The organism is Streptosporangium longisporum, from assembly GCF_039534895.1.
In the GTDB taxonomy this organism is placed as follows: Bacteria; Actinomycetota; Actinomycetes; order Streptosporangiales; family Streptosporangiaceae; genus Streptosporangium; species Streptosporangium longisporum.
Genome location: NZ_BAAAWD010000019.1, coordinates 404,960 through 416,601 on the forward strand (window position 1 = coordinate 404,960; position 11,642 = coordinate 416,601).

10 protein-coding genes and 3 tRNA genes are annotated in these 11,642 nt (G+C 74.2%); 6 read left to right on the plus strand and 7 right to left on the minus strand.

Annotation, left to right across the window (positions count from 1 at the left end; all coding sequences use genetic code 11):
* Window positions 1-11: 11 nt before the first annotated feature.
* From ABD832_RS33710 to pdxR, 3 genes are all read right to left on the minus strand, one after another.
* A complete protein-coding gene (locus ABD832_RS33710) occupies window positions 12-902 on the minus strand; it encodes a class I SAM-dependent methyltransferase (protein WP_344903734.1) in 891 nt (296 codons plus the stop codon).
* A gap of 115 nt (window positions 903-1,017) precedes the next feature.
* A complete protein-coding gene (locus ABD832_RS33715) occupies window positions 1,018-1,614 on the minus strand; it encodes a helix-turn-helix domain-containing protein (RefSeq protein WP_344903737.1) in 597 nt (198 codons plus the stop codon).
* Window positions 1,615-1,751: 137 nt separating this feature from the next.
* On the minus strand, window positions 1,752-3,341 hold the full coding sequence (pdxR, locus tag ABD832_RS33720; protein WP_344903740.1) for a MocR-like pyridoxine biosynthesis transcription factor PdxR: 1,590 nt from the start codon (window positions 3,339-3,341) through the stop codon (window positions 1,752-1,754).
* A gap of 47 nt (window positions 3,342-3,388) precedes the next feature.
* Here pdxR and ABD832_RS33725 point away from each other — a divergent pair, with 47 nt between their 5' ends.
* Together ABD832_RS33725 and ABD832_RS33730 are read left to right on the plus strand one after the other, a co-directional pair.
* On the plus strand, window positions 3,389-3,841 hold the full coding sequence (locus tag ABD832_RS33725) for a carboxymuconolactone decarboxylase family protein (RefSeq protein WP_344903743.1): 453 nt from the start codon (window positions 3,389-3,391) through the stop codon (window positions 3,839-3,841).
* Between the two features lie 107 nt (window positions 3,842-3,948).
* On the plus strand, window positions 3,949-5,142 hold the full coding sequence (locus ABD832_RS33730; RefSeq protein ID WP_344903746.1) for an MFS transporter: 1,194 nt from the start codon (window positions 3,949-3,951) through the stop codon (window positions 5,140-5,142).
* An 82-nt stretch (window positions 5,143-5,224) separates the two neighbouring features.
* On the opposite strand, the gene ABD832_RS33735 is transcribed toward ABD832_RS33730, so the two are convergent.
* From ABD832_RS33735 to ABD832_RS33745, 3 genes are read right to left on the minus strand one after another with little or no spacing between them, the layout of a single operon-like run.
* Window positions 5,225-6,055: an aminotransferase class IV gene (locus tag ABD832_RS33735; RefSeq protein ID WP_344903749.1), complete on the minus strand. Its 831-nt coding sequence runs from the start codon at window positions 6,053-6,055 to the stop codon at window positions 5,225-5,227.
* Window positions 6,052-7,101: a chorismate-binding protein gene (locus ABD832_RS33740; RefSeq protein WP_344903752.1), complete on the minus strand. Its 1,050-nt coding sequence runs from the start codon at window positions 7,099-7,101 to the stop codon at window positions 6,052-6,054. The genes ABD832_RS33735 and ABD832_RS33740 overlap by 4 nt, the downstream gene beginning before the upstream one ends.
* On the minus strand, window positions 7,094-7,993 hold the full coding sequence (locus tag ABD832_RS33745; RefSeq protein WP_344903755.1) for a LysR family transcriptional regulator: 900 nt from the start codon (window positions 7,991-7,993) through the stop codon (window positions 7,094-7,096). The genes ABD832_RS33740 and ABD832_RS33745 overlap by 8 nt, the downstream gene beginning before the upstream one ends.
* Before the next feature lie 73 nt (window positions 7,994-8,066).
* Between ABD832_RS33745 and ABD832_RS33750 the strand changes: the two genes are divergently transcribed.
* Window positions 8,067-9,461 carry an NAD(P)-binding domain-containing protein gene (locus ABD832_RS33750; RefSeq protein WP_344903758.1) on the plus strand — a complete coding sequence of 465 codons (1,395 nt, stop codon included), beginning with the start codon at window positions 8,067-8,069 and terminating at the stop codon, window positions 9,459-9,461.
* A gap of 204 nt (window positions 9,462-9,665) precedes the next feature.
* Here ABD832_RS33750 and hutH read toward each other — a convergent pair whose 3' ends face one another.
* Entirely contained in the window at window positions 9,666-11,222 is a 1,557-nt protein-coding gene (gene hutH / locus ABD832_RS33755; RefSeq protein WP_344903761.1) for a histidine ammonia-lyase, read from the minus strand.
* Between the two features lie 152 nt (window positions 11,223-11,374).
* On the opposite strand from hutH, the gene ABD832_RS33760 reads away from it, so the two are divergent.
* From ABD832_RS33760 to ABD832_RS33770, 3 genes are all read left to right on the plus strand, one after another.
* Window positions 11,375-11,446, plus strand: a tRNA-Gly gene (locus tag ABD832_RS33760).
* Between the two features lie 26 nt (window positions 11,447-11,472).
* A tRNA-Cys gene (locus ABD832_RS33765) sits at window positions 11,473-11,543 on the plus strand.
* Between the two features lie 13 nt (window positions 11,544-11,556).
* Window positions 11,557-11,631 (plus strand) — tRNA-Val (locus tag ABD832_RS33770).
* The last annotated feature ends 11 nt before the right edge of the window (window positions 11,632-11,642 follow it).

Consider the following 11,642-nt stretch of genomic DNA (forward strand, 5'->3'; position numbering starts at 1 on the left):
GCGGGCGGGGATCAGGGGCGTGCCGCCCAGACGGTGCGCTCCGTGCGGACGACGAGGTCGTCGCGGCGCAGGATGCCGTGGGGGCCGTCCGTGTCGAGCAGCCGGTCGAGAGCGGCGAGGTCCGCGGCGTCGAGCGCGTGCGCGGCGGCACCGCGGATGCGGAGCAGGCCGCTGAGCGCGTAGCGGCCGACGGCCTCGTCGTGGGGGCCCTCGATGTTCACGGTGACGGTGCGCTCGCCTTCGAGGGTGAATCCGGCGGCGACCAGCATCGGCCCCCAGTCGGCGCCGCGGTGGGGCAGGTGCTCGGCGTGGAAGCGCTCGGTCGCGGCGTGGCAGCGGTCCTCCAGGCCGGGCCGCTCCTTCGGGGCGTCCTCGGGCAGGAAGCGGGGGAATCCGGCCAGCTCGACGACGGCGAGCAGGCCGTCCGGGGCGAGCAGGCCGCGGACGGTGCGCAGCGTGCGGGCGGGGTCGGCCAGGTGGTGCATCGAGGCCGAGGCCCAGACCAGGTCCGGCCTGCCGAGGTCGGGCCAGTCGGCGGCGTCGAGGTCGGCCTGCACGGTGCGCACGCGGTCGTCCGCGTTCCGGGCGCACGCCTTTCTCCGCAGGCGCTGCAGGTGCCCGGGAGAGGCGTCGACGGCCGTGACGTGCGCCTCGGGGAAGCGGTCGAGGAGGGCGAAGGTGCCCGCTCCGGTGCCGGAGCCCAGGTCCACGATGTGGCGCGGGCCGGTCTTCAGCGGCAGCCACGCGATGATGGACGCGATGTGCTCGCCGAGCACCTCCGCGTCCAGGTCGAGGATCTCCGCCAGGTCGGTGTCGTCCTGCCGGTGGTGGTCGTGCGAAGCGTCGTGCGGCGCCCCGTGCGGTGCGTCGTGGGCGGGGGTGTGCGGGTGTGCGTTGGTCATGCCGTCACCGTAGGCCGGTTTTGCCTGTACGGCAGGACCTCTCCCGGTATACGCAAGATGTCGGCGCATGGCGGGGCCCGACGCGCAAGACGCGGCCGTACCGGAGGGGTCGGCGTCATCCGGGGGCACCGGGGACACCGTCGTCGCCGACGGCCTCGGACTGGTGCCCGCGGCGGGCGTCCCGGTCGAAGATACCCAGGATCTCGCACGGCCCGCCCTCGGCGCCGATGGCGTGCGGCATCATGGTCGGGAACTCGGCGGCCTGGTTGGTCTCGAGACGGAAGCGCCGGTGGCCCAGCATGAGGATCGCGGTGCCGGAGAGCACGACCAGCCACTCCCGGCCGGGGTGGGCGCGCATCCGGGAGGGGTTGTCGGGCGGCGGCTCGGTCACGCGCTGGCGTATGACGCTCATGCCGGGGTCGCTCTTGACGGGCCAGCGCATCCGGCCGTGGGCGCCGTCGATCGTCGGGCTGGTGACGACGTCGTCGGTGGCGGTCTCGACGAGCTGGTCGAGGGTGGTGTCCAGGGCTCGGGCGAGGGTGACGAGCTGGTCCAGCGCGAGACGGCGCCGGCCGTTCTCGATGCGGCTCAGCGAGGACTGGCTGAGGTTGGCACGCCCGGCCAGTTCCTCCAGGGACCAGCCCTGCGCGACCCTCAGGGCACGGAGGCGTCTGCGGACGAGGCTCTCCATGTCCTCGATGTCTTGCGTCATGGACAACATCGTATGCTCCTGATGCAAGCTCGGCGGGTCCGAGGGAGGTCACGCATGACATCGGCGGCGCCGTGAAGGCGTGCCTGACCGGAGGCACGGTCGTGGCCGGCGGGGTACCCGTACCCGGGCGGGAACTCTCAGCCGGGAGCCGGGGGCAGGGCCAGGCACAGGGCGTGCAGCGCTCCGGTGAAGGCGTGCTCGGGCGGGGTGCCGTAGCCGATGACGAGCCCGTCGCGGGCGGGCATGGCGCTGCGGGGATGGCGGTACGCGCCGAGCCCGTCGAGGGCCAGTCCCAGGCGCCCCGCCGCCCGCAGCGCGTCCCGCTCGGTGCCGGGCGGCAGGTCGAGGACGGCGTGCAGGCCCGCGGAGATCCCGCCGACCCTGATGTGCGGGGCCCGCTCGGCGAGGACGGCGAGGAGCTGGTCGCGGCGGCGCCGGTAGGTCGGCCGCATGCGCCGCAGGTGCCGGTCGTAGGCGCCGCAGGCGATGAAGTCGGCGAGGGTGAGCTGGTCCAGCGCCCCCGACCACAGCTCCCGGGGACCCTTGGCGGCCAGGACGGCGTCGACGAGGCGCTCGGGCAGGACCATCCACCCCAGGCGGAGCGCCGGGGACAGGCTCTTGCTGGTGGAGCCGAGGTAGACGACGCGATCCGGGTCCAGGCCCTGCACCGCGCCGATCGGCTGGCGGTCGTAGCGGAACTCACCGTCGTAGTCGTCCTCCAGGACCAGCCCTCCCGAGGCGCGGGCCCAGTCGATGACGGCCGCCCGGCGCTCGGAGTGCAGGGGTCCTCCGGTGGGGAACTGGTTGGCCGGGGTGAGCAGGACGGCCCCGGCCCCGGTGCCGGGCAGCTCCTCGATTCTGGCTCCGCGCGCGTCCAGCCGCAGGGGCACCGTGTCCCGTCCCGCCGCGGCGAGCAGGGACCGGTGGAAGTCCAGGCCGTACGACTCGACGGCCACCGTCCCGTCCAGCACCTCGCCCAGGATCCTCAGGGCGTGGGCGAACCCGGCGCAGACGACGATCCGGTGGGGCGCGGTCCGCACCCCGCGGGCACGGGCGAGGTACTCGGTGAGCGCGACGCGCAGTTCGACGCGGCCGCGCGGGTCGCCCACGCCGAAGGCGTCGTTGGGGGCGGCGCCGAGCGCGCGGCGCGACGAGGTCTGCCAGGCCTGCCGGGGGAACGCCGAGGCGTCCGGGGAGGTGGGCATCATGTCGTAGGAGGGCCGGCGTACGGGCGGCGCGGAGCGGCGGGGAGCCTCGGACGCGAGCGGGGAGCTGCGCCGGGCCACGCGGGTGCCCGAGCCCTGCCGCGCCGTCAGCCACCCCTCGGCGACCAGCTCGCCGTAGGCCGCGGCGGCCGTGTTGAGGGCGACGCCCAGGTCCCTGGCCAGGCTCCGGTACGGGGGGAGGCGGACACCGGGGGCCAGCCGGCCCGAGCCGATCGCCTCGCGCAGCGCCCGCATCAGCTGCTCGCGCCGGGTCCCCTCACCGGTGAGCTCCAGGTGGATGTCCGTACCGGTGCCCGGGTCCATGTCCGGGTCCGGGTCCGGGTCCGGGTCCGGGTCCATGTCCAGGTCCATGTCCAGGTCCAGGTCCAGGTCCAGGTCCATGTCCAGGTCCAGGTCCATGTCCGGGTCTGCGTCCGTGCCCGCATCCGGGTCCGCGTCCGTGCCCGGGTGCGGTGCGGGTGCGCCGGGGTCCTGTGGTGAATTGCCCCATCGATCCGACATGAAAATGCACCATACCCTGGGGCTAATGTCCCCGTAGGTTTCTGGACATGACAGCAGTCGAGATCGCCCAGCGCATGAACTTCGCCACCGCAGCACCCGCCGTCTTCAAGGCCGTGTTCGCCCTCGACACCGCGGCCCGCCAGGGCCTCGACCCGGTCCTGGTCGAGCTGGTGCAGATCCGCGCCTCGCAGATCAACCGGTGCGCGTACTGCATCGACTACCACACCGGCGACGCCCGCAAGGCGGGCGAGAGCGAGGACCGGATCTACCAGCTCTCCGCCTGGGAGGAGTCCAGCCTCTACACCGCGAAGGAGCGCGCCGCGCTCGCCCTGACCGAGGCGGTCACGCGGCTGCCCGAGGGGGTCTCGGACGAGGTGTACGACGAGGCCACCCGGCACTTCGAGGAGCAGGAACTGGCCCGGCTCATCGCGCTGATCTTCACGGTGAACGCCTGGAACCGCATGAACGTCACCACCCGCAAGACCCCCGGCACCCGGTAGCCGGTTCTCCCCTCCCCCTCGCACCTCGGGCGGTGGCCACCTCGCGGGCCGGCCACCGCCCGAGGCATGTCCACCCTCATCCCGCACCCGAACGGACGGATGGCGCAATGAGCGCAGTCACCACCGGCCCGTCCACCGCCACGGAGCCCTCCCCCCTGCGGGGCTGGCTCGCCGTGCTCGCGGTGACGCTGGGCATCTTCTCCCTGATGACCTCCGAACTGCTCCCCGTGGGCCTGCTCAGCCCGGTCGGAACCGACCTGGAGGTGTCGGCGGGCACCGCCGGGCTCATGGTGACCGTGCCCGGCCTGGTCGCCGCGGTCTCGGCACCGCTGATCACCGTGGCCACCGGCCGGGTGGACCGCCGGCTCGTCCTGGTCCTGCTCGTCGGGCTGGTCGCGGCGGCGAACCTGGCCTCGGCCTTCGCCACCTCCTTCGCCCTGGTCCTGGTGGCCCGGTTCCTCATCGGCGTCAGCGTGGGCGGCTTCTGGTCGATCGCGGGCGGCATCGCGCTGCGGCTCGTCCCGGAGCGGCACGTCCCGAGGGCCATGGCCCTGATCTTCGGCGGCGTCGAGACCGCGTCGGTCCTCGGCGTCCCGGCCGGTACGTTCATCGGCGACCTCAGCGGCTGGCGCGTCGCGTTCGCGGCGGTCGGCGTCCTGGGCCTGCTCGCCCTGATCGGCCTGGTCCTCCTGCTCCCCGCCCTCCCGCCGGTGCGGGCCATCACGCTCGCCGACCCGCCGAGGCTGTTCCGGGCCAACGCCGCCCTGCGCGCGGGCATCGCGCTCACGTTCCTGGTCATCACCGGCCACTTCATCGCCTACACCTTCGTACGCCCCCTGCTGCAGGGCCGTGGCGTCGAGGACGCCCTGGTCAGCCCGCTGCTGATGGTCTTCGGTGTGGCCGGGATCTGCGGGAACTTCCTGGCCGGGGCCTTCGTCGCCCGGCACCTGCGGCGGACCGTCACGGCCATCGCCGCGGCCCTGGTGACGGCCATGGCGCTGCTCGCGCTGGTCCCCGCGGGCACGGCCGTGTCGGCCGGCCTGCTGGTCGTGTGGGGCCTGGGCTACGGCGCCGTCCCGGTGACCCTGCAGACGTGGATCACCCGGGCGGCCCCCGTGGCGGCGGAGGCCGCCTCCTCGCTGTACGTGTCCGCCTTCAACCTGTCCATCGCCCTGGGCGCCCTGTTCGGCGGCCTGGCGGTGGACTCCCTGGCCCTGACGAGCGTCCTGTGGATCGGGTGCGGGCTCGTCCTGCTCGCCCTGATTCCCGCCGGGCGGCCCGCGGAGGGCGCCGGCGGCTGACGTACCGGTCCGGGGACGCCCCGGGATCTCCGGGGATCTCCCGGCGTCTCCAAAAGGATCTCCCGGGGTTTCCCGGGATCCCTCAGGGGTCGAGGTCCGCGGCGGCGCGCTCGGCGAAGACCCGCATCGCCTTGGCCGTGACCGGGCCGGGGGCGGCGGGCAGCACGGTCCCGTCGACCGCGCGGATCGGCTGGACGTCCCGGGTGGTGGAGGTCAGGAACGCCTCCTCGGCCTCGTACAGGGCCGAGAGCGGCAGGTCCTCCTCCACTCCCCCGCACCACTCCAGCGCGAGCGCGCGGGTGACCCCGGCCAGGCAGCCCGAGGCGAGCGTGGGGGTGACCGGACGGCCGTCGCGTACGACGAAGACGTTGCTGCCGGTCCCCTCGCACAGGTCGCCCACGGTGTTCTGGAAGATCGCCTCGCTGCCGCCCCTGGCCTTGGCGTGGAACAGGGCCTTGGCGTTGTCGCCGTAGGAGGTGCTCTTGACCCCGGCGAGCACGCCGCGCTCGTTGCGCGGCCAGGGCACCACGGTGACGTCGGAGACGGGCGGGAACGGCTTCTGCTCGTCCACGATCACCACGGTCGTGCAGCCCTGGTCGCCCCGGTCGGAGCCGAGCGGCCCGGGACCGCTGGTGTAGGTGACGCGGACGCGGCCGAGCCGCCAGGGCGGGGCCTCGGCCAGGCAGGCACGGATCCCCTCGGCGATCGCCTCGGTGTCGGGGTCGGGCAGGTCCATCCGCCGCGCCGAGAGCGTCAGCCGCTCCAGGTGGCGGGTGAGCGCGAACGTGGCGCCGTTCACGCACTTGATGGTCTCGAACACCCCGTCCCCGACCATCAGCCCGTGGTCGAAGACCGAGACGACGGCCCGGTCCGGGGCGAGAAGCGCTCCGTTGAGCCATACGGGTACGTTCATGGGACTCCCTCTGAACCTGGTGTCGATGCGAGTGCGATGAGCCGGGACGCCTTCAGCTCGGTCTCGTCCCACTCCTGGCGCGGGTCGCTGCCCCACGTGATGCCCGCGCCCGTGCCGAAGCGGATCTCCCCGTCCGACATCCAGAACGTACGGATCGCCACGGCCAGCGACGCACGCCCCCGATCGGCGTCGACCCAGCCCACGGTTCCACAGTAGGGCCCCCGGGAGGTGGGTTCGAGCTCGTCGATGATACGCAGCGCCGAGGATTTCGGAGCGCCGGTCACCGAACCCGGAGGAAAGGTCGCAGAGAACAGCTCGGGCCAGCCGTACCCCGGTGCCAGCCGTGCCCGGACCGTGGAGACCAGATGCACCAGGCCGGGGTGCTCCTCGACCTCGCACAGGGCGGGCACGCTCACCGAGCCGACCTCGGCGACCCTGCCCAGGTCGTTGCGGACCAGGTCGACGATCATCACGTTCTCGGCCCGGTCCTTGTCGCGCAGCCCGGCCGGGGTGGCCGCGGTCCCCTTGATCGGCCTGGACTCGACCACGTCGCCGTCCCTGGACAGGTACAGCTCCGGTGAGGCCGAGACCACGCTCACCCCCGGCAGGCTCACCGTCGCGGCGTAGGGGGCCGGGTTGCCGCGCGCCAGCCGCAGGGCCAGCGCCGGCAGGTCCGCCTCCCGCCCGGCGGGCAGCGGCGCGCCCAGCACCCGGCACAGGTTGGCCTGGTAGACCTCGCCCCGCCCGATCAGGGAGCGGATCTCGCGCACCCGCTCCTCGTACCCGGCCCGGTCCAGGGAACTGCGCCAGGCCGAGGGGTGCGGCCCGTGCCAGGGGCCGCGCGGCGCGGGCGGCGGGGCCGGGCGGACGCGGTCGAACCGGGCACAGGTGGCCTTGCCCTCGTAGTCGACCACGACGGCCCACCAGCCCTCGCCGTCCAGCGCTCCCAGATCGGTGGTGACGTCGCGCAACCCGGTCGCCAGGAGGCCGGGGCCCGGGTGACCGGAGGCCGGGTGGCCGGTGACGTGCGCGAAGGAGTCATGCACCGCCCCATTGTCCCGCCTGCCGGGCCAGCAGCCTCACCAGGGTGCGGGCCGCGGGCAGCGGGGCGGGCGGCAGGGCGGCGTAGACGGTCCGGCGCGGGGCGAGGTCGCCGAGGGAGCGGAGCACCAGGTCGGGCGGGACGGCGTGCGCGGCGATGGCGGGCACGAGCGTGATCCCGAGCCCGGCCGCGACGAACCCGAACTTGCCCGTCCACTCGCCGATCCTGACCGAGGCGCGGGGGGTGAACCCGGCACGGGCGCAGGCGGTGGCCAGGGCCGTGGCCCGGCCCGGCGGGGGCGCCTCGATCCAGGTCTCCTCCCGCAGCTCGCGCAGGTCGACGATCTCCCGTCCCGCCAGCCGGTGGTCGCGGGGCAGCGCGACGAGCAGCTCGTCCACGACCAGCCCGATCAGCTCGGCCCCCTCCTCGTCGGGCAGGTCGGCCGGGTAGTCGCTGACCACGGCGACGTCCAGGCCGCCCTCGCGCATGCGGCGCAGCAGGCTCCGGCTGGGGCCCTCGACGGGGACCAGCTCCACGTCGGGGAAGTCCTCGCGGAACGCGCGCAGGGCACCGGGCACGAGCGCGACGTTGGCGGTGGCGAACGCGCCCACCCGCAGCCTTCCCCTGTAGCCGCCGTGGATCCCGGCCAGCTCCTCCTCGGCCCTGGTCAGCCGGTTCAGCACCACCCGGGCGTGGTGGTGGAGCGCCTCACCGGCGGGGGTCAGCCGCACCCCGCGCGGCAGCCGCTCGAACAGCGGGCCCCCGGCGCGCTGTTCGAGGACGGCGATGCGCCGGGAGACCGCGGACTGGGTGTAGTTCAGGCTCGCCGCGGCCGCGGTGAACGAGCCGGTCCGGGCCACGGTGTCCAGCAGGCGCAGCCCCTCGACGTCGAACACATTCCCTCCTCGCATGGCTCACATGCAATCTAGTCGCTGGTGGAATGCCTCGGGGGTGCCTAGCGTGGCAGGCATGATCTCCTTTCTTGGTCTGGGACGCATGGGCGTCCCGATGGCCCGGCGGCTCGTGGCGGCCGGGTACGAGGTGACGACCTGGAACCGCACTCCCCGCACGGTCGAGGGGGCCGCCTCCGCGGCGTCGCCCGCCGAGGCCGTGGTCGGCGCGGAGACGGTCGTCACGATGCTGAGCCACCCGGCGGCGGTACGGCGGGTGCTGTCGGACGCGGCACCGGGGCTGGGGGCCGGGACGGTGGTCGCGGAGATGTCGACGATCGGGCCCGAGGCGGTGGCCGGGCTGCGCGACCTGCTCCCCCCGGGGGTGGGGCTGGTCGACGCGCCGGTCCTGGGCAGCGTGGGACCGGCGGCCGACGGCACGCTGGCCGTGCTGGCCGGCGGCCTGCCCGAGGACCTGGCGCGCTGCCGGAAGGTGCTCGGGGTGTTCGGCCGGGTGCTGGAGCTCGGCGGGCCCGGGTCCGGCGCGGCGATGAAGGTGACCGTGATGGGCGCGCTGGTGCCCGCCCAGGTGCTGCTCGCCGAGACCGTGGCGTACGCCCGCAGGACCGGCGTGGACACCGCCACCCTGCTGGACGTGCTGGCCGCCACCCCGCTGGGGCCGCTGGTCGAGCGGGTCCGCCCGGCCGTCGAGCACGGCCCGCACGAGACGCGGTACGCCCTCGGGCTGGCGGCCAAGGACGTGGCGCTGGTCTCGCACGGGACGGGGACGATCGCCGAGGCGGCCGGGGCGAGGCTGGCGGAGGCGGTCGCGGCCGGGCTGGGCGGGGCGGACCTGACGGCGATCTTCGCGCACCTCGCCCCGTCGGGTCCCACCGGGGCGGACCTGACGGGCACGGCCGGGGCGGGCCGGGACGGTGGAGCCGGGCAGGAGCGGACAGGGCGAGAAGGCCGGGAAGGCGGTACGGGCATGAACGGGACGGGCGAGGCGGGCCGGGACGGCGGGGCGAACCCGGACGAAGCGGGGCGGGCCAGGGCAGGGCAGGCCGGGGCGGGGCGGGCAGGGGTGCGGAGGTTGAATCCGGCCTCGGTGCCCGCCACCAACGGGTACTACTCCCACGCCACCAGGACCGGGAACCTATTGTTCGTCTCCGGTCAGGTGGCGGTGGACGAGGACGGCAACGTGGTCGCCGAGGGGGACATGTCACGCCAGTCCGCGTACGTGATGGACCTGGTCGCGCGCATCCTGGCCGACCAGGGGTGCACGTTCGACGACGTGACCCACATCCGGACCTTCCTCACCGACATGTCGCGGCTGCCGGAGTACGCGGCCGAGCGCGTGCGCCACATCACCGGTGAGCCCCCGGCCAGCACGACGGTGGAGGTGTCCCGGCTGTTCCGGCCCGGCCTGGTCATCGAGGTGGAGGTGGTCGCCGCCGTCCCGGCGGGGCACTGATCGGGGGCGGCGCCACGGCTCGTGCGGCCGGGTGGGGGACCCGGCCGCCGTCAGGCAGGAGAGCCGGTACCGGGCCGGGGTGGGGTCGGTACCGGCCAGGAGGTGACGCCGAGCCGGAAACGCCGGGGTCAGACCAGAGGGTGACCCCGCGCCGGAAACGCCGGGGTCAGGCCAAGCGGTGGGGCCGGGCCGGAAACGGCGGGGTCAGGCCAGGGGGCCGGTGACGGTCTCGGCCGCGGCGACGACCGCGCCGGCCGCGACGAGCCGTACCGTCGCCTCGATCTCCGGGGCGAGGAAGCGGTCCGGGCCGGGGCCGGGGACGGCCTGGCGCAGGGCGTCCACCACGGCCGCGGTCGCCGGGGCGGGCCGGAGCGGGCCGCGCAGGTCCAGGGCCCGCGCGGCGGTGAGGATCTCCACCGCGAGCACCCGGGTCAGGCCGTCCACCGAGCGGCGCAGCTTGCGCGCGGCCGACCAGCCCATGGAGACGTGGTCCTCCTGCATGGCGGAGCTGGGGATGGAGTCGACGCTGGCGGGCACGGCCAGGCGCTTGAGCTCGGAGACGACCGCGGCCTGGGTGTACTGGGCGATCATGTGGCCGGAGTCGACGCCGGGGTCGTCCGCCAGGAAGGCGGGCAGGCCGTGGTTGCGGGACACGTCCAGCATGCGGTCGGTGCGGCGCTCGGAGATGCTCGCCAGGTCGGCGGCCGCGATGGCGAGGAAGTCGAGCACGTAGCCGACGGGGGCGCCGTGGAAGTTGCCGTTGGACTCCACCCGGCCGTCGGCCAGGACCACCGGGTTGTCGATCGCCGAGGCGAGTTCCCGCCCGGCGACCGAGGCGGCGTGCGCCAGGGTGTCGCGCGCGGCCCCGGCGACCTGCGGCGCGCACCTGAGGGAGTACGCGTCCTGGACGCGGGTGCAGGTGCCGTCCCGGTGCGACTCCATGATCTGCGAGCCCGCCAGCAGGGCCCTGAGGTTGGCGGCGCTGGCCGCCTGCCCGGGGTGCGGGCGCAGGCCCTGCAGATCGGCGGCGAAGACCCGGTCGGTGCCGAGCAGGGCCTCCACGCTCATGGCCGCGCCGATGTCGGCCGCCTTGAACAGGCGGGCGAGGTCGTCCATGGCCAGGATCAGCATGCCGAGCATGCCGTCGGTGCCGTTGATGAGCGCGAGCCCCTCCTTGGCGGCCAGCTCGACGGGCTCGATGCCGGCCCGCTTGAGCGCCTCGGCGGCGTCGGCGCGCTCCCCGGCGGCGTCCCGGACCACGCCCTCCCCCATGATCGTGAGGGCCACGTGGGAGAGCGGTGCGAGGTCGCCGGAGCAGCCGAGGCTGCCGTACTCGTGCACGACCGGGGTGATGCGCGCGTTGAGCAGGTCCTGGAGCACCCTGGCCGTCTTCGGGCGCACGCCGGTGTGGCCGGTGGCCAGGGTGTGCAGGCGCAGCAGCATCATCGCCCGGGTGACCTCCACCTCCACCTCGGGGCCCGATCCGGCCGCGTGCGAGCGGACCAGGGACCGCTGCAGCCTGGCGCGGAGCGAGGGGTCGATGTGCCGGGTGGCCAGGGCGCCGAACCCGGTCGAGACGCCGTAGGCGGGGACGGGGCTCTCGGCCAGCTCGTCCACCCGGGTGCGGGCCGCGGCCATGGCGGCCACGGCGTCGTCGGAAAGGCGCACCGGGAGGCCGTGCCTGGCGACCCCGACGACCTCCTCGAAGCTCAGCGGATCCGGCCCGATGGTCACGACCTCGTTGTCGCGGTTGCCGCGCATGCTGTCTGCTCTCTCACGTAGGTGAAGCGATGGTAACTGGTGAAAGCGGTTCCCGCTCCTTACATCTCACGATAGCGGTCTATTCGGTTTGGGGAGTCGCCGGGTATTCGCTAGAGTTCTCACCGTGAGTCCGGGCCGGGTCCCGGAGGCACGCGGAAGTGGCTCAGTGGTAGAGCATCACCTTGCCAAGGTGAGGGTCGCGGGTTCGAATCCCGTCTTCCGCTCGGAAAGGGGCTCCGGCCCCCCACTCGGTGGAGTGGCCGAGAGGCGAGGCAACGGCCTGCAAAGCCGTCTACACGGGTTCAAATCCCGTCTCCACCTCTGGTTTCGACGAGGACGATTAGCTCAGCGGGAGAGCGCTTCCCTGACACGGAAGAGGTCACAGGTTCAATCCCTGTATCGTCCACCACCGCCCCTCGG

Coding starts and splice junctions, on each gene's coding strand:
- ABD832_RS33710 (WP_344903734.1), bottom strand. CDS start 902: ATGACCAACGCACACCCGCACACCCCCGCCCACGACGCACCGCACGGG.
- ABD832_RS33715 (WP_344903737.1), bottom strand. CDS start 1,614: ATGACGCAAGACATCGAGGACATGGAGAGCCTCGTCCGCAGACGCCTC.
- pdxR (WP_344903740.1), bottom strand. CDS start 3,341: ATGTCGGATCGATGGGGCAATTCACCACAGGACCCCGGCGCACCCGCA.
- ABD832_RS33725 (WP_344903743.1), top strand. CDS start 3,389: ATGACAGCAGTCGAGATCGCCCAGCGCATGAACTTCGCCACCGCAGCA.
- ABD832_RS33730 (WP_344903746.1), top strand. CDS start 3,949: ATGAGCGCAGTCACCACCGGCCCGTCCACCGCCACGGAGCCCTCCCCC.
- ABD832_RS33735 (WP_344903749.1), bottom strand. CDS start 6,055: ATGAACGTACCCGTATGGCTCAACGGAGCGCTTCTCGCCCCGGACCGG.
- ABD832_RS33750 (WP_344903758.1), top strand. CDS start 8,067: ATGATCTCCTTTCTTGGTCTGGGACGCATGGGCGTCCCGATGGCCCGG.
- hutH (WP_344903761.1), bottom strand. CDS start 11,222: ATGCGCGGCAACCGCGACAACGAGGTCGTGACCATCGGGCCGGATCCG.